The organism is Pseudomonas sp. FP1762 (genome assembly GCF_030687105.1).
Classification (GTDB): Bacteria; Pseudomonadota; Gammaproteobacteria; order Pseudomonadales; family Pseudomonadaceae; genus Aquipseudomonas; species Aquipseudomonas siliginis.
The window spans coordinates 5641436-5665467 of record NZ_CP117458.1 but is presented as its reverse complement, the minus strand read 5'-3'; the positions used below and the strand labels follow the sequence as shown (position 1 = coordinate 5665467).

Here is a 24032-nt window from a genome sequence, read left to right as displayed (position 1 = left end):
GCGGCCATGAACAAATTTATCCACAGCCTCGCGCCCTGGGCGTTGCCGGTGTTGCTGCTGGCGGTGTGGCAGTTGTCGGTGTCGGCCGGTTGGTTGTCGACGCGGATTCTGCCGGCACCGGTGGCGGTGATCGAAGCCGGCGTCAGTCTGGTGCGCAGCGGCGAGATCTGGACACACCTGGCGATCAGCGGCTGGCGCGCAGCACTCGGTTTCACCATCGGCGGCGGCATCGGCCTGGTGCTGGGCTTCATCACCGGCCTGTCGAAGTGGGGCGAACGCCTGCTCGACAGCTCGGTGCAGATGATCCGCAACGTGCCGCACCTGGCGCTGATTCCGCTGGTGATCCTGTGGTTTGGTATCGACGAGTCAGCGAAGATTTTCCTCGTGGCGCTGGGCACCTTGTTCCCGATTTACCTCAACACTTACCACGGCATCCGCAACGTCGACCCGGCGCTGGTGGAGATGGCGCGCAGTTATGGCCTGAGCGGTTTCAGCCTGTTCTGGCAGGTGATTCTGCCGGGTGCGTTGCCGTCGATTCTGGTCGGCGTGCGCTTCGCTTTGGGCTTCATGTGGCTGACGCTGATCGTCGCTGAAACCATCTCGGCCAGCTCCGGTATCGGCTATCTGGCGATGAACGCCCGCGAGTTCTTGCAGACCGATGTGGTAGTGCTGGCGATCCTGCTTTACGCGGTACTGGGCAAACTCGCCGACCTCGCCGCGCGGGGACTTGAGCGCGTGTGGCTACGCTGGCATCCGGCCTATCAGGTTGCCAAGGGAGGTGCGGCATGACTGCTCAACAACCTCCACGCCTGCTGCGCGGGATACCGCTGGCGGTGCGCAACCTGCAGAAAACCTTCGGCTCACGCCAAGTGTTGCGCGACATCGATCTGCACATTCCGGCGGGGCAGTTTGTCGCCGTGGTCGGGCGCAGCGGTTGTGGCAAGAGCACGTTCTTGCGCCTGCTCGCCGGCCTCGATCAACCGACTGGCGGGGAGTTGCTGGCCGGCTCCGCACCGCTCAGCCAGGCGCGTGACGACACGCGGTTGATGTTCCAGGAAGCGCGGCTGCTGCCGTGGAAAAGGATTATCGACAACGTCGGTCTCGGCCTCAAGGGCAACTGGCGCCAGCAAGCGCTGGATGCACTGGAAGCAGTGGGCCTGGCCGATCGCGCGAATGAGTGGCCGGCGGCATTGTCCGGTGGCCAGAAGCAGCGCGTGGCGCTGGCTCGGGCGCTGATCCACCAGCCGCGTCTGCTGCTGCTCGACGAACCGCTCGGCGCACTGGATGCCCTGACCCGCATCGAGATGCAGCAACTGATCGAACGGCTCTGGCAGCAACACGGTTTTACCGTGCTACTGGTGACCCATGACGTCAGTGAAGCGGTGGCGATTGCCGATCGGGTGATCCTCATCGAGGACGGCGAAGTTGGCCTCGACCTGCACGCCGAACTGCCGCGCCCCAGGGTGCGTGGCTCGCATCGCCTCGCCGCACTGGAAACCGAAGTGCTCAACCGTGTTCTGTCCCTGCCCGGCGAACCGCCGGCGCCGGAACCCGTTTCACCCCTGCCTACGCAACTGCGCTGGGCGCAATAACACCTTTATCAACGACAGGAATCAATGCCATGACTATCAAAGCCATCAACGTGCGCAACCAGTTCAAAGGCTCGATCAAGGAAATCGTCCTCGGCGACGTGCTGTCGGAAATCGACGTGCAGACCGCTTCGGGCATCGTCACTTCGGTGATCACTACCCGCTCTGTGAAAGAGCTGGAGCTGGTGGTCGGCAGTGAGGTGATCGCCTTTGTGAAGTCCACCGAGGTGTCCATCGCCAAGTTGTGAGCCGGTGAGCAAAAAACAACCCCGGAGGGTGTGAGCCCTTCGGGGTTTTTTGTGCCTGTCGCGGATTCGGCGGCGCGGCTTTCGCGAGCAGGCTCGCTCCCACAGGGGAACGCATTTCAAATGTGGGAGCGAGCCTGCTCGCGAAAGGGCCGGTGCATGCGCTAGAGATTTCTTTTGGGTAGATACGGCGGAAGGTACAACCCGATATAGGCATCAAACACGCGCATCCCTTCCTCGGCCATGCGCGGGGTGATCTGCCCGTGCTGCTGCACCGAACGTGCATAGACCCGGTCGCCCAGTTCCATCGCCAGGGCAAACACATCGACATCGTCCGGCAGCCTCGGCAACTCGAAATGCTGGTCGAACAGCTTGTGCATCAGGTCGCCCAGTTCGAGGTCGTGCTGGCGGTCGGCCTGGGTGACTTCGGTCAGGCCATGTTGCGCCAGAATCAATTGCCGTGCGGCGGCATCCTGATCGTAGATCTCGAGCATGCGCTGTTCGACCAGTCGCGACAGATCTCGCCAGTCGCGCAAGGCATCATGATCGATCGGTGCTTGCAGGCAAGCGCGGAAGGCTGCGTGGACATCGGCGGTCAGCGCTTCGAGCAGCGCCGGGACGCTGGCGAAAAAGTGATACACGGAGGAGGGCGGAATCTGCGCGCGCTCGGCCACGCTGTAAATCGACAGACTGGCCACGCCCTCCGCCGCCAGCAACGTGCGCGCGGCATCGAGGATCGAATCGATCCGCGCCTGACTGCGGGCACGGGGTTTGCGGACGGTGGCGGGACGCGTCATGGAAGTCTCCTGCGGGGCAGCGGGCATTGTACGAGGCGGTTCAGGTGTTGTCTGCCAGTACCCTGTGGCGAGGGGATTTAGCGAAACGTCGCACCGCCCCGTTCGGCTGCGCAGCAGTCGTAAACCCTGAGAGCCGGGTATTCCTGACACACCGAGTGGGATGGATTTGGGGCTGCTTCGCAACCCAACGGGGATAAATCCCCTCGCCACAGGTTTTGTGTTCGGCCATAAAAAAACGCCGTGGGCGCGAAGCCAACGGCGTTTCTTTGGACGTTACAACGCTTAAACGGTATGCAGATACCAGTTGTACTCAAGGTCGGAGATGGAGTGTTCGAACTCCTCCAGCTCGCTTTCCTTGCAGGCAACGAAGATATCGATGTACTTCGGATCGATGTACTTGGCCATCACCTCGCTGTCGTCCAGCTCGCGCAGGGCATCGCGCAAGTTGTTCGGCAGGCTCTGTTCGTTCTGCTCGTAGCTGTTGCCTTCGACAGGCGCGCCCGGTTCGATCTTGTTGACCAGGCCGTGGTGCACGCCGGCCAGTACCGAAGCCATCAGCAGGTACGGGTTGGCGTCGGCGCCGGCCACGCGGTGCTCGATACGTACGGCATCGGCAGAGCCGGTCGGTACGCGAATCGCCACGGTGCGGTTGTCCAGGCCCCAGCACGGCGAGTTCGGTACGTAGAACTGCGCGCCGAAGCGACGGTAGGAGTTGACGTTCGGGCAGAGGAAAGCCATCTGCGCCGGCAGGGTCTCGAGCACACCGCCGATCGCGTGACGCAGCGCGGCGTTCTGCTCGGGATCCTCGCTGGCAAAAATGTTTTTGCCGGCTTTGTCCAGAATCGAAATATGTACGTGCAGACCATTGCCCGCCTGGCCCGGATACGGCTTGGCCATGAAGGTGGTGTCCATTTCATGGTCGTAGGCGATGTTCTTGATCAGACGCTTGAGCAGGACCGCGTAGTCGCAGGCCTTGATCGGGTCGGCGACGTGGTGCAGGTTCACTTCGAACTGCGCCGGGGCACTTTCCTTGACGATCGCATCGGCCGGGATGCCTTGCTCTTTGGCACCTTCCAGAATGTCCTGGAGGCAGTCGACGTATTCGTCGAGGTCGTCGATCAGGTAGACCTGAGTCGAGTGCGGGCGTTTGCCGGAGATCGGCGAGCGTGGCGGCTGTGGACGGCCGTTCACGTTTTCCTGGTCGATCAGGTAGAACTCGAGTTCGAAGGCGGCGCAGATGGTCAGGCCGAGCTCGTCGAACTTGGTCACCACCTGGCGCAGCACTTCGCGGGGATCGGCGAAGAACGGATCGCCTTCGAGTTCGTGCATGGTCATCAACAGCTGCGCGGTCGGGCGCTTCTGCCATGGCTCGTTGCACAGGGTATCGGGGATCGGATAGCAGATACGATCGGCGTCGCCGATGTCCAGGCCCAGCCCGGTGCTTTCCACCGTGGAGCCATTGATATCCAGAGCAAATAGAGAGGCCGGCAGGTTGATGCCTTTCTCGTAAACCTTGTGGAGGCTGGTGCGTTCGATGCGCTTGCCGCGCACCACACCATTCATATCCGCAATCAGAAGGTCAACGTACAGAACCTCAGGATGTTCCTTAAGGAACGCGTTCGCTTCGTTAAGCTGAACGGCACGCGGGGGTACCGACATGATGCAACACCTTTGTTGTTAAAAATATCAATCATTGATCTTTTCTGGTTTCAGTCAACCCGAACGGCCTGCCGAAGTCAAGCGAGGCCTTTTTTGCCCCGAAAAAGCGCTTGAAGGGCATTTATGGGGCACTTTGGGGCGTTTTTTCAAACCTTGAACGTTGCTCAGCTGCGGGCTTGAGCAGGCCGTGTTGTATTTTTTACGGGGGTGTTGTGTAAAAAAATGAACAAGGCTAAGCTCCGGTCAAACCCATAACAGCAATAATACCGGGGTGCTTCATGTCTCGCCTGCCGTTAATCGGCATCACCGACTGCTCGCAACAGTCCGGTCTGCATGCTCATCACATCAGTGGCGATCAATCCGTCCGTAGCGCAGCCAGCAAGGCGCGCAGCCTGTCGACGAGACTCTCGTCAACATCCGGCAAAACGGCAGCGTCCGATATTCTGGACGTCGGGCACAGCATCCGCTTTATGGCGTCTCCTTTCACTATAGAACTCTTTCCCTCCCAAAGCCCGTGCCGCACTCAGCGTCATGCTTGTGATTCTGCACGTTTGCAAAGTGCACGGGAAATGCAACGCCAGCGTCAAGGGCAGGTAAGCTCCTCTTTCATTGTCTATGCGCGGTGCCAGGCGTAAGCCGGCACTGCGCGAGCAAGCCCCCTTTAACGCGACGCCGCAAGCGTCAAAATTGCCTGACATCGCGTCAGGAGACTCAGCCCAGAGGCATTTATGAGTAACAACCTCGACCAGCTCACCGATTGGTTGAAAGACCGCAAGATCACAGAAGTCGAATGCATGATCGGCGACTTGACCGGTATTACCCGGGGCAAGATTTCGCCGACCAACAAGTTCATCGCCGAGAAAGGCATGCGTCTGCCGGAGAGCGTGCTGCTGCAGACCGTGACCGGCGACTACGTCGAAGACGACATCTATTACGAACTGCTCGACCCGGCCGACATCGACATGATCTGCCGCCCCGACCAGAACGCCGTGTACCTGGTGCCGTGGGCCATCGAGCCGACCGCGCAGGTGATCCACGACACCTACGACAAGCAAGGCAACCCGATCGAGCTGTCGCCGCGCAACGTCCTCAAGAAAGTCTTGAAGCTGTATGCCGACAAGGGCTGGCAGCCAATCGTGGCGCCGGAAATGGAGTTCTACCTGACCAAGCGCAGCGACGACCCCGACTATCCGTTGCAGCCGCCGATCGGCCGCTCGGGCCGTCCGGAAATCGGCCGGCAGTCGTTCTCCATTGAAGCGGCCAACGAATTCGACCCGCTGTTCGAAGACGTCTACGACTGGTGCGAATTACAGGAGCTGGACCTCGACACGCTGATCCACGAAGACGGCACCGCGCAGATGGAAATCAACTTCCGTCACGGTGACGCCCTGTCGCTGGCCGATCAGATTCTGGTGTTCAAGCGCACCATGCGCGAGGCCGCGCTCAAGCACGATGTCGCTGCGACATTCATGGCCAAGCCGATGACCGGCGAGCCGGGCAGCGCCATGCACCTGCACCAGAGCATCATCGACATTCAGACCGGCAAGAACGTTTTCTCCAACGAAGACGGGACCATGAGCCAGCTGTTCCTGCACCACATCGGTGGCTTGCAGAAACTGATCCCCGAGCTGTTGCCGCTGTTCGCGCCGAACGTCAACTCGTTCCGCCGCTTCCTCCCGGACACTTCGGCACCGGTAAACGTCGAGTGGGGCGAAGAGAACCGTACCGTCGGCCTGCGCGTACCGGATGCCGGCCCGCAGAACCGCCGCGTGGAAAACCGTCTGCCGGGCGCCGACGCCAACCCGTACCTGGCGATCGCCGCGAGCCTGCTCTGCGGTTACATCGGCATGGTCGAGGGCCTGAACCCGAGCGCGCCAGTGGTTGGCCGTGGTTACGAGCGCCGCAACCTGCGCCTGCCGCTGACCATTGAAGACGCGCTGGAGCGCATGGAAAACAGCGCGACCATCGAGAAGTATCTCGGCAAGACCTTCATCACCGGCTACGTCGCGGTCAAGCGCGCCGAGCATGAAAACTTCAAGCGCGTGATCAGTTCCTGGGAGCGTGAGTACCTGCTCTTCGCCGTCTGATACGCCGGGCGCGGCGGCCAGCCGTCGCGCCTTCACCGATAACAAGGAGAATTGGCATGACCAGCAACAACCCGCAAACCCGCGAGTGGCAAGCGCTGAGCAGCGATCACCACCTGGCCCCGTTCAGCGACTTCAAGCAACTGAAAGAGAAAGGCCCGCGGATCATCACCAACGCCAAGGGCGTTTATCTGTGGGACAGCGAAGGCAACAAGATCCTCGACGGCATGGCCGGCCTCTGGTGCGTGGCGATCGGTTACGGTCGCGATGAACTGGCCGATGCCGCCGCCAGGCAGATGCGCGAGCTGCCGTACTACAACCTGTTCTTCCAGACCGCACACCCGCCGGCACTGGAACTGGCCAAGGCGATTGCCGACGTGGCGCCAGAAGGCATGAACCACGTGTTCTTCACCGGCTCCGGCTCTGAAGGCAACGACACCATGTTGCGCATGGTCCGTCACTACTGGGCGATCAAAGGCCAGCCGAACAAGAAAGTCATCATCAGCCGCAAGAACGGTTATCACGGTTCGACCGTGGCCGGCGCAAGCCTGGGCGGCATGACTTATATGCACGAGCAGGGCGACCTGCCGATTCCGGGCATCGTCCACATCGCGCAGCCGTACTGGTTTGCCGAAGGCGGTGACATGTCGCCGGAAGAGTTCGGCATCTGGGCGGCCAATCAGCTCGAAGAGAAGATTCTCGAAGTCGGCGTCGACAACGTCGGTGCCTTTATTGCCGAGCCTATTCAGGGTGCCGGCGGCGTGATCATTCCGCCCGACACCTACTGGCCGCGCATCAAGGAAATCCTCGCCAAGTACGACATCCTCTTCGTTGCCGATGAAGTGATCTGCGGCTTTGGCCGTACCGGTGAGTGGTTCGGTAGCGATTTCTACGACCTTGCGCCTGACATGATGACCATCGCCAAGGGCCTGACCTCCGGCTACATCCCGATGGGCGGATTGATCGTGCGTGATTCGGTGGTGGCCGTGCTCAACGAAGGCGGCGATTTCAACCACGGCTTCACTTACTCCGGGCATCCGGTGGCAGCAGCGGTGGGCCTGGAAAACATCCGCATCCTGCGCGACGAAAAAATTATCGAGAACGCCCACAACGAAACGGCACCGTATTTGCAGAAACGTCTGCGCGAGCTGAACGATCACCCGTTGGTGGGTGAAGTTCGCGGCGTCGGTCTGCTGGGGGCGATCGAGCTGGTGCAGGACAAGGCCACGCGCAAGCGTTACGAAGGCAAGGGCGTGGGCATGATCTGCCGGCAGTTCTGCTTCGACAACGGCCTGATCATGCGCGCAGTCGGCGACACCATGATCATCGCGCCGCCGCTGGTGATCAGCAAAGCCGAGATCGATGAGCTGGTTACAAAAGCACGCAAGTGTCTGGACCTGACCCTCAATGCGCTGCAGGCCTAGGTGCTAGGCTTTGGGCGGGGGAGCTGCGGCGCACTCGCTCAAAGCTGTCAGAAAGGCTGGTCTTTTGTTGAAAGACCGCCTCGGATCTTGCCAGACTAGCCGCGGTTCCAGTTGTCCGGGTTCGGCCGCTGAACAAAGTGGTTCAAAAAAGAAAAATTTGGAGCATGACGCATGAAGGCATTAGGTAAAAAGCTAGCTGGCAAGACTCTGCTCGCGCTGTCCATGGCGGGCATGATGGCGGGTGCGGTGCACGCGGACGACAAGGTGCTGCACGTCTACAACTGGTCCGACTACATCGCGCCGGACACCGTGGCCAACTTCGAAAAAGCCACCGGGATCAAAGTCGTCTACGACGTCTTCGACAGTAACGAAACCCTGGAAGCCAAGCTGCTGGCCGGCAAGTCCGGTTATGACATCGTGGTGCCTTCCAACAACTTCCTCGCCAAGCAGATCAAGGCCGGCGTTTACCAGGAGCTGGACAAGTCCAAGCTGCCAAACTGGAAAAACCTCGACGAAGACCTGCTCAAGGCCGTTGGCGATGCCAGCGACCAGGGCAACAAACACGCCTTCCCGTACATGTGGGGCTCGATCGGCATCGGCTACAACCCGGCCAAGGTCAAGGCCGCGCTGGGCATCGACAAGATCGATTCGTGGGACGTGGTGTTCAAGCCGGAAAACATCGAGAAGCTCAAAAGCTGCGGCGTGAGCTTCCTTGATGCGCCGACCGAAATGATTCCGGCGGCATTGCACTATCTGGGCAAGCCGACCAACAGCAAGGACAAGGCTGATCTGAAAGCTGCCGAAGACCTGTTCCTGAAGATCCGTCCTTCGGTCGCCTACTTCCACTCGTCCAAGTACATCTCGGATTTGGCCAACGGCAACATCTGCGTCGCCGTCGGTTACTCGGGTGACCTCGAGCAATCCAAGACCCGCGCCCAGGAGGCCGGTGACAAGGTCAAGCTGGCCTACACCATTCCGAAAGAAGGCGCCGGTACTTTCTACGATATGGTCGCCATTCCCAAGGATGCCGAAAACGTCGAAGCCGCCTACAAGTTCATGAACTACCTGCTGGAGCCGCAAGTGATGGCCGGCATCACCAACGCCGTGCGTTTCCCGAACGGCAACAAGGCGGCAACGCCTCTGGTGGACAAGGACATCACCAGCGACCCGAGCATCTATCCTTCGGCTGAAGTGAAGAAGCAGCTCTATGCGATCAGCGATCTGGACGCCGCCACACTGCGTCTGATCACCCGCAGCTGGACCAAGATCAAATCGGGCAAATAAGCCGGTTTGTCGCCACAACCACTGGCCGTCGTCGTCGCGACGGCGGCCAGCGGATAATTAAATGACAGAAAGTTTTGCTGGATCGGTTTTTCGAGGGTAAGTTGCGCGCCGGTTTTGTTGTCGGGCAGCCATGGCTGTCATGCAGCGCGGGGCAACTTGGGCCCAATCAATTTAGAGGACCTCCACTTGCCTGTATTTTCTTCTTTGCGCAAAGCCCTGCTGGCCGCTGCCGGCCTGACAATCGCTGTCGGAGCCCAGGCTGCCGGTACGGTGCATATTTATAACTGGTCCGATTACATCGGCGAATCGACTCTGGCCGACTTCGAGAAAGAGACCGGGATCAAACCGGTCTACGACGTTTTCGACTCCAACGAAACCCTGGAAGGCAAGCTGCTCGCCGGGCGCACCGGTTACGACGTGGTCGTGCCGTCGAACCACTTCCTTGGCAAGCAGATCAAGGCGGGCGCGTTCCAGAAGCTCGACAAGGCGCAGTTGCCGAATTATTCCAACCTCGACCCGGTGCTGCTCAAGCGCCTGGAGCAGAACGATCCCGGCAACCTCTACGCCGTACCGTATCTGTGGGGCACCAACGGCATCGGCTACAACGTCGACAAGGTCAAAGCTGTGCTGGGCATCGACAAGATCGATTCCTGGGCCGTGCTGTTCGAGCCGGAAAACATCAAGAAGCTGCACAGCTGCGGTGTCGCGTTCCTCGATTCGGCTGACGAAATGATGCCGACCATGCTCAATTACCTGGGCCTGAACGCCAACAGCACCAACACCAAGGACTACGAAAAGGCCACCGCCAAGCTGCTCGCGGTGCGTCCCTACGTGACCTATTTCCATTCGTCGAAGTACATCGGCGATCTGGCCAACGGCGACATCTGCGTGGCCATCGGTTTCTCCGGCGATATCTTCCAGGCGAAGAACCGTGCTGAGGAAGCCAAGAAGGGCGTCAACATCGCCTACTCGATCCCGAAAGAGGGCGGCGCGCTGTGGTTCGACATGCTGGCGATCCCCAAGGATTCGTCCAACGTCAAACAGGCCCACGCCTTCATCAACTATTTGCTGAAACCTGAGGTGATCGCCCAGGTCAGTGATTACGTCGGTTACGCCAACCCCAATCCGGGTTCGGACAAGCTGATGGAACAATCCATTCGCACCGATGAAGCGGTTTACCCACCGCAAGCAGTCCTCGACAAGACCTACGTGTCGACCGAGTTGCCAGCCAATATTCAGCGTTTGATGACCCGTAGCTGGACCAAGGTCAAGTCGGGCAAATAACGCACAAACTATCCAGGGTTCGTCTTGCGGGGCGAACTGCTGCTTCTGTTGGGAGTTTCGTAAATGGCAGTTGCCTCCGGCGCCTACAAGAAAGCCCTCGAGGGCGACCAGACACCGAAACAGGTGCTGGTCAAAATCGACCGGGTCACGAAGAAGTTCGACGAGACGATTGCCGTGGACGACGTGTCCCTGGAAATCAAGAAGGGCGAGATCTTTGCCCTGCTCGGCGGTTCGGGATCGGGCAAATCCACCTTGCTACGGATGCTGGCAGGCTTCGAACGGCCCACGGAAGGGCGGATTTTCCTCGACGGCGTCGACATCACCGACATGCCGCCGTACGACCGTCCGATCAACATGATGTTCCAGTCCTACGCTTTGTTCCCGCACATGACCGTGGCGCAGAACATTGCCTTCGGCCTGCAGCAGGACAAGATCCCCAAGGCCGAGATCGACGCCCGCGTGGCCGAGATGCTCAAGCTGGTGCAGATGAGTCAGTACGCCAAGCGCAAGCCGCATCAACTGTCCGGCGGCCAGCGCCAGCGTGTGGCCCTGGCCCGTTCGCTGGCCAAGCGGCCGAAGCTGTTGCTGCTCGACGAACCGATGGGCGCACTGGACAAGAAGCTGCGTTCGCAGATGCAGCTGGAACTGGTGGAAATCATCGAGCGCGTCGGCGTGACCTGCGTGATGGTGACCCACGACCAGGAAGAGGCCATGACCATGGCCGAGCGCATCGCGATCATGCACCTGGGCTGGATTGCGCAGATTGGTAGCCCGATTGACATCTACGAAACCCCGACCAGCCGTCTGGTCTGCGAATTCATCGGCAACGTCAACATCTTCGAAGGCGAAGTGATCGACGACGCCGAAGGCCACGCGACCATCACCTGCAAGGACCTCGACCGGCAGATCTACGTCGGCCACGGCATCAGTACCTCGGTGCAGGACAAGTCGGTCACCTACGCGATTCGCCCGGAAAAACTGCTGGTCACCGCCGACATGCCGACCTGCGAGTACAACTGGTCGAGCGGCAAGGTCCACGACATCGCTTATCTGGGCGGGCACTCGGTGTTCTACGTCCAATTGCCGAGCGGCAAACTGGTGCAGTCGTTCGTCGCCAACGCCGAACGTCGCGGCGCGCGTCCGACCTGGGGCGATCAGGTCTACGTGTGGTGGGAAGACGATAGCGGCGTGGTACTTCGCTCATGAACATGCGCAAATTCAAACGCCGTATAAACCGAATCATCCCCAATGGCCGGCAGCTGGTCATCGGGGTGCCGTTCATCTGGCTGTTCCTGTTCTTCATGCTGCCGTTCTTCATCGTTCTGAAGATCAGCTTCGCCGAAGCCGACGTGGCGATCCCGCCGTACACCGAGATCTACACCTACGCCGAGCAGAAGCTGCAACTGCTGCTGAACCTGGGCAACTACGCGTTGCTTGGCGACGACGAACTGTACATCGCCGCCTATCTCGGCTCGCTGAAAATGGCCTTTATCAGCACCGTGCTCTGCCTGCTGATCGGTTACCCGATGGCCTACGCCATCGCCAGCGCGCGCAAGGAGCTGCAAACGGTGCTGGTGCTGCTGATCATGATGCCGACCTGGACGGCGATCCTGATCCGCGTGTACGCGTGGATGGGCATCCTCAGCAACAACGGCCTGCTCAACGGCTTCCTGATGAGCATGGGCCTGATCGACGAGCCGCTGCAGATCCTCAACACCAACCTGGCGGTGTACATCGGGATTGTCTATTCGTACCTGCCGTTCATGATCCTGCCGCTGTACGCCAACTTGGTGAAGCATGATCAGAGTCTGCTGGAAGCCGCGTCGGATCTGGGTTCGAGCACCTTCAACAGCTTCTGGAAAATCACCATTCCGCTGTCCAAGAACGGCATCATTGCCGGCTGCATGCTGGTGTTCATTCCGGTGGTCGGCGAGTTCGTGATCCCGGAACTGCTCGGCGGCCCGGAAACCCTGATGATCGGTAAGGTGCTGTGGCAAGAATTCTTCAACAACCGCGACTGGCCGGTGGCGTCCGCGCTGGCGGTGGTGATGCTGGCGATCCTGATTGTGCCGATCATTCTGTTCAACCGCAGTCAGGCCAAGGAAATGGAGGGTAAAGAATGAAGCGCTTCCGTTTCTCCAGCCTGATGCTGGTACTGGGTCTGATCTTCATCTATCTGCCGATGCTGATTCTGGTGATCTACTCGTTCAACGCCTCGAAACTGGTGACGGTGTGGGGCGGCTGGTCGATCAAGTGGTATGTCGGCCTGCTCGACAACTCGCAATTGATGGGCTCGGTGTTGCGCTCGCTGGAAATCGCCTGTTACACCGCCGTGGCGGCGGTGGCACTGGGTACCCTGGCAGCGTTCGTGCTGACCCGTATCACGCGCTTCAAGGGCCGTACGCTGTTCGGTGGCCTGGTGACTGCGCCGTTGGTGATGCCGGAAGTGATCACCGGTCTGTCGCTGTTGCTGCTGTTCGTGGCCATGGCCCAAATGATCGGCTGGCCGCAGGAGCGCGGCATCGTCACCATCTGGATCGCCCACACCACGTTCTGCGCCGCGTATGTGGCGGTGGTGGTGTCAGCGCGCTTGCGTGAGCTGGACCTGTCGATCGAAGAGGCGGCGATGGACTTGGGCGCGCGGCCGTGGAAGGTGTTCTTCCTGATCACCATCCCGATGATCGCGCCGTCGCTGGCGGCGGGCGGGATGATGTCGTTCGCGCTGTCGCTGGATGACCTGGTGCTGGCGAGCTTCGTGTCCGGCCCGGGTTCGACGACCCTGCCGATGGAAGTGTTCTCGGCCGTGCGCCTGGGTGTGAAGCCGGAAATCAACGCCGTGGCCAGTCTGATTCTGCTGGCGGTGTCGCTGGTGACCTTCCTCGTCTGGTTCTTCAGCCGCCGCGCCGAAGAAGCACGCAAGAAAGCCATCCAGCAAGCCATCGAAGAAAGCGCCGCCGATTCGTGGAAACAACCGGACGCACGCCGCGCGCCAGCGCCGGAAGCGGCCTAAGCAATATCAGGTTGGCCTCAACCCTGCGGCCAACCTGGTTGTAAATGTGGGAGCGAGCCTGCTCGCGAAGACGGAGTGTCAGTCGACTCAGATGTCGGCTGACACAGCGCTTTCGCGAGCAGGCTCGCTCCCACATTTGGAATGCAATCTCCTGTGGGAGCGAGCTTGCTCGCGAAAGGGCCGGTGCAGATTGCATCAATCTATTGCGCAGCCCGCGCAGGCAGCAGCTTCAACGTACTGCGCGTATTCGCCAGCACCTCTTCCTCGCTGAAATGCGCCTGCACATAAATCCCCTCCACATACGCATCGGCCTGGTCGTCATAGTGACTGTCCAGCGGCACGCCACTCTGGCCGACCGGATTGATCGTCAGGCTATGGACCGGATCGGCAAAATCCACCAGACGCCGCGTCGACGGTCCATAGGTCACCGGCCATGGCGCCGGGCCGATCTTCGCCGAGAGGTTGTTTGGCACTTCGTGGCTGCCCGGCGCCGCGAACGGGCCGACGTTGAACAGGCGATCCAGCGGCTTCTGCTGCCCCAGCGGATGGCCGTGAGTCAGGGTGTGCGCCGCGCCCCACTGCCAACCGGCCACGTTATCGCCGAGGGTCAGTTTCAGATGCGCCATGCTTGCCGCCCACGCCGTGCGCACGACATCGGCGCGGGTTTCTTTGGCCGGCGTGCTGCGATTGTCCCACCACGGTGAGTCCGCCTTGGCCGCCAGGCGTGGCAGCGCGGAGTCGATTACCCGCGTCGACAGCAGTGTTTCGAAGAAGTCATTGCCCAACTCATCGCGCATCGCCGCATCGGCAAGGTCGTAGAGGAATTGGTTGAACAGCGTCGCGCTGACGGAATTCAGCGGATAGTCGCCGGGCCATTGCGCCAATTGCTCGACCAGTTTCAGCTGCGCCGGATCACTCACCACCTCACGCAAAACCGGCAACAGCGGCGCCAACAGACGCGGGCCGTAACCGGTCGTCGTGCCCAGCTGCAGTTGCTGGTTGGCCTCGTTGCTCCACTTCACCCGGTTGTCGCTGAGCTGACGGTCAAGCTGCTGACCACGATCGGCAAGGTTGTAGTAACCGGGGATCTCCATGCCGGTCGGCGACACGGGCTGGAAGTTGGCCGAGACGATATAGCCGCGCGCCGGGTTCTCTTCCTGCGGGTTGGCGCTGAACGGGTAGTAGCCGTCCTTGTCCGCTTCGGGCGTGCTGCCGTCGAGGATGAAGCCCGGTTGCACCCCGGCCGGACGTTTGGGCAGCAAGGCCGAGGCCCACCAGGCGATATCGCCTTTGGCGTTGGCGTACACCAGATTCAGGCCCGGCGCCTGCACCTTGGCCGCTGCCGCGCGGGCCTTGGCCAAGGTGTCGGCGCGGTTGAGCTGGTAGAAGCCGTCGAGGATCGGGTTAGGTGTTTCGAGGAAGGCCCACCACATCGCGATCGGGGTCTTGCCGGCGGCGCTGCCAAGAGCATCGTTGACGATTGGCCCGTGCGGGGAGTGGCGCAAGGTGAGCGTCACCGGCGCCTGACCCTTTACCTTGATCTGTTGTTCGCTGACGAGCATCTCGGTCCACTGACCGCGATACCAGACTTGATTGGGGTTGTCCGGGTTGACCTTCTCGGCGATCAGGTCGAGATCGTCGTTCTGGAACATGGTCAGGCTCCAGCCGAAATCGAGGTTGTGTCCCAGAAACGCGAACGGCACCAGTGCCTGATGATGGCCGTACAACTCGAAACCCGGCGCCGACAACTGCGCCTCGTACCATACCGACGGCACCGAGAAACGGATATGCGGATCGCCGGCCAGCAATGGCTTGCCACTCTGACTGCGGCTGCCGGCAATCACCCAGGCGTTGCTGCCCTCGAACTGCGGCAGGCCGTTGTCGAGCAGCGCCTGTTCGCTGAGGCGGGCGAGGGCGGTGAGGTCCTGCCAGTCGCCGGCGGCGAGGGCCGGTGCGTGCCGGGTGTGATCGGTGGCCAGAACGCCTTTGGCCTGCCAGTCGAGATCGAAGACATTGAGGTAATCGGCGCCGAGCTGATCGCGCACGTAGGTCAGCAGCGGCTCGGTGCGAAACGCAGCAGCAAAGCTGTAGGCCATGTAGCCGGCGACGCTGATGCTGTCTTCGGCAGTGAACGGCCGCTTGGGGATGCCCAGCACGTCGAACTCGATCGGCGCGGCGTGGGCGTCCTGATATTGGTTGATGCCATCCAGATAGGCTTGCAGGCCCTTCCATGCCGGCGACTGCTTGTCGAGGCTGGCGACGTAACTGGCCGCGCGCTCGCGAATGCGCAGGCTGCGAAACAGTTTGTCGGTGTCGAGCAGTTTCGGCCCTAGCACTTCGGCCAGCTCGCCCCGGGCGAGGCGGCGCATGGCTTCCATCTGGAACAGACGATCCTGCGCGTGCACATAACCGAGGGCGCGATAGAGGTCGGTTTCGTTCTCGGCGCGGATATGCGGCACACCGCGCTCGTCATAGCGCACGGTCACCGAGCCTTGCAGGTTGCGCAGCTCGACCTGGCCCTGGCGCGTCGGCTGCTTGCTGTAGATATACCCGCCGGCGGCGCCGAGCAGGACAACGATGAGCAAGGCAACGACGATCAACGCACGCTTCATGGTGACTCCTTGTGCAGGCGGGAGGGCCGCCCATCGGGCTGCAAACATTTATCACAGAGCATCTGTGCGCTGCAGCGCTGTCCTTGAAAAGTCCGGAATGCCTTACTTCGCGTCCGCCGGCCATGGGCAATAACAACCCACCGCCAAGGTGTGGGTAGCATTGACCGGGCGATCTTCCGTCAGGGCATGCAGGATCGGTTCGATAAAGCTGTTGCTGGAGTTGCAGGTCAAGCCTTCGCTGTACGGGCCGAAGTAGGCGAGTTTGCCGCTGCGATCCCAGATCGCCACGGCAGGGCTGGCGGGGATCTGTTCGGCGCCGGGCAGGACGATGATGGTTTTCAGGCTGGCGAGGGTGGCGGGCAACTGGCCGTGGCTGCCGGGCTTTTGCACGGCGAAGAACTCCACGCCACGCGCGCCGAACTGTTCGACCATCTCGCTCAGGTGCTGTTGATTGCCGACGTTGCACGGGCAGGCCGGATCCCAAAAGTGCACGAGGCGGATATTGCCCGGCCCGGCGAGGTTGTCCGGCAGGCGCAGCGGGTCACCGGAAAATACCGCCGTATGTTCGCTGAACGCGCGCAGATAGCGGCCCTGAAACCAGTCATATGCCGCCCACAGCACCCCGGCGCAGATCAGCGCGAGCAGGCTGGCGAACAGTGCGGTGCGGTAGGGCGAACGCATGGTTTTCGATCCTCGAAAGGCCGGCTAGCTTGCCATGTCTGCCTCTACAGATGAATATCGCAGGCCGATAAAGTCCGTTTACCGCTTTGGAATGTGCGCATGCCTGATACTTTCGACCCCGATCATTTACGCGCGAGCCTCAAGCCATTGGCCGAGTGGCAGCCGTTATCGGATGAGGCGAAGGCTTATCAGCGCTTCTACAAGACCGACTTCGCCGAGCGCGATGTCTGGCGCGGCATGGGCCGTTTCGAAGTCGATGGCTACGAGCTGGTCAGCCATTGCTGGTGGCCGGAGAAGGTCAAGGCGACGTTGTTTCTGCTCCACGGTTACTACGATCACATCGGCCTGTACCGGCATGTGATCGAGTGGGCGCTGGATCAGGATTTCGCCGTGATCGCCTGCGACTTGCCGGGACACGGATTGTCGAGCGGGCCACGAGCGAGCATTCGTGATTTCGCTGAATACCAGGACGTGTTGCAGGCGCTGTTCGCTGAAGCGAACTCGATCGCGCTGCCGCAGCCTTGGCATTTGTGCGGGCAAAGCACCGGTGGCGCGATTGTCGTCGATCATCTGCTCAATCATGGCGAGAACAGCCCGGCGCAGGGGCAGGTGATTCTGCTGGCGCCGTTGGTGCGACCGAGGGCGTGGGGCTGGTCGCAGCTGAGTTATTACCTGCTGCGGCCGTTTGTGCGCGGGGTGGTGCGACGCTTTAGCGAGAACTCCAACGATCCGGATTTTCTGCCGTTTCTGCTGGCCGATCCGTTGCAGCCAAGACGCCTGCCGACCAAGTGGGTGGGCGCGCTGTCGCGCTGGATCATTCGCGTCGAGCACGCGAAAAAAAGTCCGCGACGGCCGCTGATCATTCAGGGACAGGCGGACATGACAGTCGACTGGCAGCACAATCTGCAGGTGTTGAAATGGAAGTTCGACCGGCCGCAGATTCTGCTGTTGGCCGAGGCACGGCATCACCTGGCCAATGAAACGGCGGAGATGCGTGAGGAGTATTTCGAATTCTTGAGCAAGCGGATCAGGGGCCGGAATCTCTGAAGCGTTAAGGCAAGATCAAAAGATCGCAGCCTTCGGCAGCTCCTACAGGGGGACGCGTTTCAAGGAGCTGCCGAAGGCTGCGATCTTTTAAGGTTGGCCGACCGCCAACCCCGCCCGAATCGCCGCCAGTGCCGCCTGGTAGTAAGCCTTGCCCTCGGTCGACTCGGCAAATGTCGCAAACTCTTCCAGCTCTTCATCCGACAAGTCGCGATAGACATAGAGCAGCGTGTTGTTCAGATCGGCGCCGATCTGATCCATCAGGCGCTGGCGCTGACCGTTCAACATGCCCTGTGCCTGTCCGCCGCCGAGCAATCCCGGGATCATCGAACTCAAGCTGTCCGCCGCTACGCCGGCAATCGCCAGACTGACCTCGGCGCCCGCCTCACGGGCCGGCAGGGCCTGGGCGAGATGGCCGATGATCAGCAAGCGACTGTCGCTGGCCTGCATCTTCGGCAGGCCCTGGGCATTTTTTGCCAGTTGATCGCGACGGGTTGCGAGCAATTCGGCGGCGACGATTTTCTTGCCCAGTGGTGACTGGAAGAAGGTCAGCGCCGGTTTCGGGTCGGCGAGTTTCTGCCGCAGTTGCGCTTCGGCACGCTGATCCATGGCCTGCGCGGCGAAGCGCTGATTGCTGTTGTTGACCAGCGCCTGAAATACCGCAGGCGGCAGGCTGTTCTGATAGCGCTGCTGGGCGGCGCTCAGGGCATCGTTGAAATGCGCGCGTTGTTCTGGCCAGCCGGCGACCTTGTACAACTGATCGTGGCCGTCCGCCCAGGCGGGCAATACGCAGAACATCAACAGTGAAAAAAGCAAACGGCGCATAGGGACTCCTGTCAGCAGCGGACTATTGTCCGTGCGGTGCCGGTACTTGTCGAGAATTCCTAGCAAGGCGCTGCGTGGCTCTGTCGGATTTATCGCCGTCGGCATACTATGCGCGCCATGCCGATATCCTCTGAACACCCGCTGCTGTTACGCATTGTCGACGACCTGGCCGAACACGGCTGGTCGCAGCAGAACATCTTCCTGCCCGCCGATCTGACCCGGGCGCTGGCGGCCGAGTGCCGTAAACGTGAAGCCGAGGGTGAGCTGGCGCCGGCGGCGGTCGGTCGCGGGCCGTTTTCGGAGATTCGCGAGGGTATTCGCGGCGATCACATCCAGTGGATCGACCCGGGTCAGGCCGACGCCACTGACCGCTACCTGAGCCTGATGGACAGTCTGCGCGAGGCACTCAATCGCGGCTTGTTTCTGGGGCTTGAGGATTTCGAATGCCATTTCGCCCTGTACCCGCCCGGCGCGTTCTACCTCAAGCACCTCGACCGCTTTCGCGATGATGACCGGCGCATGGTCTCGGCCGTCATCTACCTCAACGAGGCCTGGTTGCCGGAGGACGGTGGCCAGTTGCGCATGTACCTGGGCGAGGAACGTGTGCACGACGTGCAGCCGACCGGCGGCTGCCTGGTGGTGTTTCTCTCCGGCGAAGTGCCCCACGAAGTGTTGCCGGCCCATCGCGAGCGCCTGTCGCTGACTGGCTGGTTCCGTCGCCGTGGCAACGAGCCGTTCTGAACATGGAAAAGATCCTGGTCAGTCGCTGCCTGCTGGGCCATCGCGTGCGCTATGACGGTGGCGCGAGCGGGCCGTTTGATCTGCTTGAGCAGTGGATCGAAGAAGGGCGGGTAGTGCCGTTGTGTCCGGAGGTGGCCGGTGGATTGCCGACGCCGAGGGCGGCGGCGGAGATTCCCGGCGGGCAGGGCGGTGAGGTGCTGGATGGCACTGCTGCTGTGATCACTACCGATGGCGAGGATGTCAGTGCGCAATTTCTCGAGGGGGCGCGGCAAGCGCTGGAACTGGTGCAAAAGCACGGCATTCGGGTGGCGGTGCTCAAGGCCAACAGCCCCTCTTGCGGGAATCTGTTGACGTATGACGGCACGTTCAGTGGGGTCAAAGTCAGTGGCGAAGGGGTGACGGCGGCGTTGCTCAAGCGTCATGGGGTTCGGGTTTTCAGTGAACTTGAGCTGGTTGAGGCGGCGGTGACTCTGGCGGCTTTGGACTGATCCGCCATCGTTGCCCTCACCCCAGCCCTCTCCCGGGGGGAGAGGGGGCCGACCGAGGTGTCTGGCGCTGTCCATCGACCTGAAAGACCTTGGCGACCAGAGATTCGACAAAGCCATGATCAGTCGATTTCGGATTCGTTATAGCAATCCCAAGTCGGCGTACCTCTAAAGCATCCCCGGATCAGTTCCCTCTCCCTCCGGGAGAGGGTTAGGGTGAGGGGCTCTTACGGTTTCAACCACTTCTCGGACAGCGCCGCCAACCGCCCATCCGCCTTGATCCGTTCCAGCGCGCTCTTGAGGCTGGCCTGAAATGCCGGATTACCCTTCTGAAACGGGATCGCCAACTCGACCGGCGCTGCCGCTTTCGGCTTCGCTTCGGTCAACGCCTGCACCAGCACCAGCGGCCGCGGCGTCTCGTCCTTCTTTGCCAGCAACTGCCCGTCGACCTCGCCGTACGGCTCGCTGAAGTCGAAACGATCCTTGAGTTCGGGTGTCAGTGCTATGTGGTTGAGCGCGACATCGTATTTGCCGCTTTCAACGCCCTGGAGCAGGTCGCCCTCGTCGGTGACGATGAAGTCGGCGCGTACATCCAGCTCCTGGGCCAGAAGTTGCCCAAGCTCGACCTCGAACCCCGTGAGGGTGTCGCCTTCCTTGTAATTGAAGGGCGGTGTATTAGCCTCAAGGGCTATGCGCAGCTCGCCACGGTCGTTGACGTCATCAATCAGTTCGGCGTGAGCCAGCGGGCTCAGAAGGGGTAGCAGGCAGATCAGGCCAGGCAGCAAGCGCATGGTCACTCCTTTGAAATCATTATCGCGACGCTCTGATTCAGGCTCGCTTTGCTATGGTTGTCGAGTGCCTTCGACAACGAATGGTCATGAAGTTGTCATGACCGTGCGGATTTTACGGAAAAACTGGAGAAGAAAATGAAAAGCTTTATGTCTCGTGCAGCGTTGGCCGGTGTGCTGATGGGTGTTTCGGTGCTGGCCAGTGCGGCGACACCGGCGCCGAAGGATGCTGAAGTGTTCATCGTTTCTCCCGAGGACGGCGCCACCGTCTCGCAGGAATTCAAGGTCAAGTTCGGCGTCAAGAACATCGCGCTGGCCCCGGCGGGTGACACCACCAAGAACACCGGCCACCATCACCTGCTGATCGACGTCGACGACCTGCCGGCCGAAGGCGCGCCGATCCCGACGGACGCTCACCACATGCATTTCGGCAAGGCGCAGACCGAAGCCACGATCAAACTGGGCCCCGGCAAGCACACCTTGCAACTGATCCTCGGCGACAGCGGCCACATGCCGTTCGACCCATCGATCGTTTCGGAAAAAATCACGGTCAACGTGAAATAAAAAAAGGGAGCCTTTCGGGGCTCCCTTTTTCTTGCGCTACGAACGCTGTGCTTAGAACAGCACCCGACTACGGATAGTACCGTTGACGTGTTGCAGCTTCTCTTGCGCCAGCTCCGAGTATTCGGCGTCGACGTCGATCACCACGTAACCGACCTTCTCGTTGGTCTGCAGGAACTGACCGGAGATGTTGATGCCGTTTTCGGCGAAGACCTTGTTGATCTCGCTCATCACACCCGGGATGTTCTCGTGGATGTGCAGCAGGCGGTGCTTGCCAGGGTGAGCCGGCAGGGCCACTTCCGGGAAGTTGACCGACGACACCGAGGTACCGTTGTCGCTATACTTGACCAGTTTCTCCGCTACTTCCAGACCGATGTTGGCTTGCGCTTCGGCGGTCGAGCCGCCGATGTGCGGGGTCAGGATCACGTTGTCGAGGCCACGCAGCGGGCTTTCGAACTCTTCGTCGTTGGAGCGGGGCTCCACCGGGAACACGTCGATGGCCGCGCCGATCAGGTGCTTGTCCTTGATCGCGTCCGCCAAGGCGTCGAGCTCGACCACGGTGCCACGTGCAGCGTTGATCAGAATGCCGCCCTTCTTGATGGCGCGGATTTCCTTCTCGCCGATCATCCACTGAGTGGCGGCGGTTTCCGGTACGTGCAGGGTGACGATATCGGACATGCCCAGCAGCTCGTGCAGATTGTTGACCTGCGTAGCGTTGCCCAGTGGCAGCTTGGTCACGGTGTCATAGAAGAACACTTGCATGCCCAGACCTTCAGCCAGCACCGACAACTGCGTGCCGATCGAGCCGTAGCCGACGATGCCCAGCTTCTTGCCACGGATCTCGAACGAGTTGGCAGCGGACTTGATCCAGCCGCCACGGTGGCAGGAGGCATTTTTCTCAGGGATGCCGCGCAGCAGCAGGATCGCTTCGGCCAGTACCAGTTCCGCTACGGAACGGGTGTTGGAGTACGGTGCGTTGAACACGGCGATACCGCGCTCGCGGGCCGCACTGAGGTCAACCTGGTTCGTGCCGATGCAGAAACAGCCGACCGCGACCAGTTTCTTCGCGTGATCGAAGATCTCTTCGGTCAGTTGCGTGCGCGAGCGAATGCCGATGAAGTGAGCGTCAGCAATCTTTTCCTTGAGCTGGGCTTCCGGCAAGGAACCAGTCAGGTATTCGATGCTGGTGTAGCCCGCCGCCTTGAGGACGTCGACAGCCGATTGGTGGACGCCTTCGAGAAGAAGGAACTTGATCTTGCTCTTATCGAGAGAAGTCTTGCTCATCTGCGTAAACCTGTATCCCGGAGAAAAATGGCAGGGAGGGAGCAGCCTGGAGCTGACCCGCACGGCAACAAAGCCGTCACCGCGGATCTGGCCTTGGGCACTGTCCGGCGGGGTCGGTATGCTAGCATAGCCACCCCGCTAAACACTCATTCCTGCGACGTGAAGCGTTCTCAGGATGACCATGAATTGTTCGAGAGTTCTGTCGATGACCAATCCTGCGCTGATTGATGAACTGAAGACCCTGGTTGAGCCTGGCAAAGTCCTCACTGACGCCGACTCCCTGAACACTTACGGCAAGGATTGGACCAAACACTTCGCCCCGGCACCGAGCGCCATCGTGTTTCCCAAGACCATCGAGCAAGTGCAGGCCGTGGTGCGTTGGGCCAACACTCACAAGGTTGCGCTGGTGCCATCCGGCGGGCGCACCGGGTTGTCCGCCGCTGCGGTGGCGGCCAATGGCGAAGTGGTGGTTTCGTTCGATTACATGAACCAGGTTCTCGACGTCAACCTCACCGACCGCACTGCCGTGTGCCAACCGGGCGTGGTCACTGAGCATCTGCAGAACGTCGCCGAAGAAAACGGCCTGTACTATCCGGTCGACTTCGCCTCGGCAGGTTCCAGCCAGATTGGCGGCAATATCGGCACCAATGCCGGCGGGATCAAAGTGATTCGCTACGGCATGACCCGCAACTGGGTGGCCGGCATGAAAGTCGTCACCGGCAAGGGCGATGTGCTCGAACTGAACAAGGACCTGATCAAGAACGCCACCGGTTACGACTTGCGTCAGCTGTTCATCGGCGCCGAGGGCACCCTCGGTTTCGTCGTCGAAGCGACCATGCGCCTTGATCGCGCGCCGAAAAACCTCACGGCGATGGTCCTCGGCACCGCCGATTTCGATTCGATCATGCCGGTGCTGCATGCCTTCCAGGGCAAACTCGACCTGACGGCGTTCGAATTCTTCTCCGACAAGGCGCTGGCCAAGGTCATGGGCCGTGGCGACGTGCCGGCGCCATTCGACACCGAGTGCCCGTTCTACGCCCTGCTGGAATTCGAAGCGACTACCGAAGAAGTGGCCAATAGCGCGCTGGAAACCTTCGAACACTGCGTAGAACAGGGCTGGGTGCTCGACGGCGTGATGAGCCAGAGCGAAACCCAGTTGCACAATCTGTGGAAGCTGCGCGAGTACATTTCCGAAACCATTTCCCACTGGACGCCGTACAAGAACGACATCTCGGTTACCGTCTCGAAAGTGCCGGCGTTCCTGCGCGAAATCGACGCGATCGTTGGCGAGCACTACCCGGATTTCGAAATCGTCTGGTTCGGCCACATCGGCGACGGCAATCTGCACCTGAACATCCTCAAGCCGGAAAACCTGAGCAAGGACGAGTTCTTCGCCAAGTGCGCCACCGTCAACAAGTGGGTGTTCGAAACCGTCGAGAAATACAACGGCTCGATCTCGGCCGAGCACGGCGTCGGTATGACCAAGCGTGATTACCTGACCTACAGCCGCTCGCCGGCCGAGATCGAGTACATGAAAGCGGTCAAGGCAGTGTTCGACCCGAACGGCATCATGAACCCGGGCAAGATTTTCCCGGTTTGATCGGTAATCTCTGTTGAATCAATAAAGGCAGGAGT

Annotated in this window: 22 protein-coding genes; 15 read left to right on the top strand and 7 right to left on the bottom strand. The window is 60.7% G+C overall.

Going from position 1 to position 24032, the window contains the following annotated elements; translation table 11 throughout:
- Positions 1 to 6 precede the first annotated feature (6 nt).
- The 3 genes from ssuC to PSH90_RS25380 are packed head-to-tail and all read left to right on the top strand — an operon-like array spanning position 7 to position 1837.
- Positions 7 to 789, top strand: a complete 783-nt coding sequence (gene ssuC / locus PSH90_RS25390; RefSeq protein ID WP_056786226.1) for an aliphatic sulfonate ABC transporter permease SsuC — start codon at positions 7 to 9, stop codon at positions 787 to 789.
- Entirely contained in the window at positions 786 to 1592 is an 807-nt protein-coding gene (gene ssuB, locus PSH90_RS25385; protein WP_305381720.1) for an aliphatic sulfonates ABC transporter ATP-binding protein, read from the top strand. Before ssuC ends, ssuB begins: the two co-directional genes overlap by 4 nt.
- A 29-nt stretch (positions 1593 to 1621) precedes the next feature.
- Positions 1622 to 1837, top strand: coding sequence for a molybdopterin-binding protein (locus tag PSH90_RS25380; protein WP_003229256.1), 216 nt, complete (start codon positions 1622 to 1624; stop codon positions 1835 to 1837).
- Positions 1838 to 1998: 161 nt separating this feature from the next.
- On the opposite strand, the gene PSH90_RS25375 is transcribed toward PSH90_RS25380, so the two are convergent.
- Both PSH90_RS25375 and PSH90_RS25370 read right to left on the bottom strand, forming a co-directional pair.
- Positions 1999 to 2631, bottom strand: a complete 633-nt coding sequence (locus PSH90_RS25375) for a TetR/AcrR family transcriptional regulator (RefSeq protein ID WP_095181294.1) — start codon at positions 2629 to 2631, stop codon at positions 1999 to 2001.
- A 282-nt stretch (positions 2632 to 2913) separates the two neighbouring features.
- On the bottom strand, positions 2914 to 4290 hold the full coding sequence (locus PSH90_RS25370) for a glutamine synthetase family protein (protein WP_016772657.1): 1377 nt from the start codon (positions 4288 to 4290) through the stop codon (positions 2914 to 2916).
- Between the two features lie 728 nt (positions 4291 to 5018).
- On the opposite strand from PSH90_RS25370, the gene PSH90_RS25365 reads away from it, so the two are divergent.
- From PSH90_RS25365 to PSH90_RS25335, 7 genes are all read left to right on the top strand, one after another.
- Entirely contained in the window at positions 5019 to 6377 is a 1359-nt protein-coding gene (locus PSH90_RS25365; protein ID WP_016772658.1) for a glutamine synthetase family protein, read from the top strand.
- Positions 6378 to 6433: 56 nt separating this feature from the next.
- On the top strand, positions 6434 to 7798 hold the full coding sequence (locus tag PSH90_RS25360; RefSeq protein ID WP_236167738.1) for an aspartate aminotransferase family protein: 1365 nt from the start codon (positions 6434 to 6436) through the stop codon (positions 7796 to 7798).
- Between the two features lie 171 nt (positions 7799 to 7969).
- The gene (locus PSH90_RS25355) at positions 7970 to 9082 is read left to right on the top strand and encodes a polyamine ABC transporter substrate-binding protein (protein ID WP_039757472.1); all 1113 of its coding nucleotides are present in this window, start codon (positions 7970 to 7972) and stop codon (positions 9080 to 9082) included.
- A gap of 186 nt (positions 9083 to 9268) precedes the next feature.
- Positions 9269 to 10366 carry a polyamine ABC transporter substrate-binding protein gene (locus PSH90_RS25350; RefSeq protein ID WP_305381719.1) on the top strand — a complete coding sequence of 366 codons (1098 nt, stop codon included), beginning with the start codon at positions 9269 to 9271 and terminating at the stop codon, positions 10364 to 10366.
- A 63-nt stretch (positions 10367 to 10429) separates the two neighbouring features.
- The gene (locus tag PSH90_RS25345) at positions 10430 to 11572 is read left to right on the top strand and encodes an ABC transporter ATP-binding protein (protein ID WP_252884988.1); all 1143 of its coding nucleotides are present in this window, start codon (positions 10430 to 10432) and stop codon (positions 11570 to 11572) included.
- 35 nt (positions 11573 to 11607) lie between these two features.
- On the top strand, positions 11608 to 12489 hold the full coding sequence (locus PSH90_RS25340; protein ID WP_177327003.1) for an ABC transporter permease subunit: 882 nt from the start codon (positions 11608 to 11610) through the stop codon (positions 12487 to 12489).
- On the top strand, positions 12486 to 13376 hold the full coding sequence (locus PSH90_RS25335) for an ABC transporter permease subunit (protein WP_056786237.1): 891 nt from the start codon (positions 12486 to 12488) through the stop codon (positions 13374 to 13376). Before PSH90_RS25340 ends, PSH90_RS25335 begins: the two co-directional genes overlap by 4 nt.
- A 200-nt stretch (positions 13377 to 13576) precedes the next feature.
- Here the strand turns inward: PSH90_RS25335 and PSH90_RS25330 are convergent, their stop codons facing one another.
- Together PSH90_RS25330 and PSH90_RS25325 are read right to left on the bottom strand one after the other, a co-directional pair.
- Positions 13577 to 15988: a penicillin acylase family protein gene (locus PSH90_RS25330; RefSeq protein ID WP_305381718.1), complete on the bottom strand. Its 2412-nt coding sequence runs from the start codon at positions 15986 to 15988 to the stop codon at positions 13577 to 13579.
- A 102-nt stretch (positions 15989 to 16090) separates the two neighbouring features.
- A complete protein-coding gene (locus PSH90_RS25325; RefSeq protein WP_056786241.1) occupies positions 16091 to 16669 on the bottom strand; it encodes a DUF6436 domain-containing protein in 579 nt (192 codons plus the stop codon).
- Between the two features lie 99 nt (positions 16670 to 16768).
- On the opposite strand from PSH90_RS25325, the gene PSH90_RS25320 reads away from it, so the two are divergent.
- The gene (locus PSH90_RS25320) at positions 16769 to 17716 is read left to right on the top strand and encodes an alpha/beta hydrolase (RefSeq protein WP_056786244.1); all 948 of its coding nucleotides are present in this window, start codon (positions 16769 to 16771) and stop codon (positions 17714 to 17716) included.
- An 87-nt stretch (positions 17717 to 17803) separates the two neighbouring features.
- Here the strand turns inward: PSH90_RS25320 and PSH90_RS25315 are convergent, their stop codons facing one another.
- Entirely contained in the window at positions 17804 to 18538 is a 735-nt protein-coding gene (locus PSH90_RS25315) for a DUF2059 domain-containing protein (RefSeq protein ID WP_041476866.1), read from the bottom strand.
- A gap of 108 nt (positions 18539 to 18646) precedes the next feature.
- Between PSH90_RS25315 and PSH90_RS25310 the strand changes: the two genes are divergently transcribed.
- Both PSH90_RS25310 and PSH90_RS25305 read left to right on the top strand, forming a co-directional pair.
- Positions 18647 to 19279, top strand: coding sequence for a 2OG-Fe(II) oxygenase (locus PSH90_RS25310; RefSeq protein ID WP_076564478.1), 633 nt, complete (start codon positions 18647 to 18649; stop codon positions 19277 to 19279).
- A 2-nt stretch (positions 19280 to 19281) separates the two neighbouring features.
- A complete protein-coding gene (locus PSH90_RS25305; protein ID WP_095181302.1) occupies positions 19282 to 19767 on the top strand; it encodes a DUF523 domain-containing protein in 486 nt (161 codons plus the stop codon).
- Positions 19768 to 19991: 224 nt separating this feature from the next.
- On the opposite strand, the gene PSH90_RS25300 is transcribed toward PSH90_RS25305, so the two are convergent.
- Complete coding sequence (locus PSH90_RS25300) at positions 19992 to 20555, bottom strand: transporter substrate-binding domain-containing protein (RefSeq protein ID WP_095181303.1); 564 nt, start codon at positions 20553 to 20555, stop codon at positions 19992 to 19994.
- A gap of 135 nt (positions 20556 to 20690) precedes the next feature.
- Between PSH90_RS25300 and PSH90_RS25295 the strand changes: the two genes are divergently transcribed.
- On the top strand, positions 20691 to 21116 hold the full coding sequence (locus tag PSH90_RS25295) for a DUF4399 domain-containing protein (protein WP_305381717.1): 426 nt from the start codon (positions 20691 to 20693) through the stop codon (positions 21114 to 21116).
- 51 nt (positions 21117 to 21167) lie between these two features.
- Here the strand turns inward: PSH90_RS25295 and serA are convergent, their stop codons facing one another.
- Complete coding sequence (gene serA / locus PSH90_RS25290) at positions 21168 to 22397, bottom strand: phosphoglycerate dehydrogenase (protein WP_024014707.1); 1230 nt, start codon at positions 22395 to 22397, stop codon at positions 21168 to 21170.
- Between the two features lie 205 nt (positions 22398 to 22602).
- Here serA and PSH90_RS25285 point away from each other — a divergent pair, with 205 nt between their 5' ends.
- On the top strand, positions 22603 to 23997 hold the full coding sequence (locus PSH90_RS25285; protein ID WP_305381715.1) for an FAD-binding oxidoreductase: 1395 nt from the start codon (positions 22603 to 22605) through the stop codon (positions 23995 to 23997).
- The last annotated feature ends 35 nt before the right edge of the window (positions 23998 to 24032 follow it).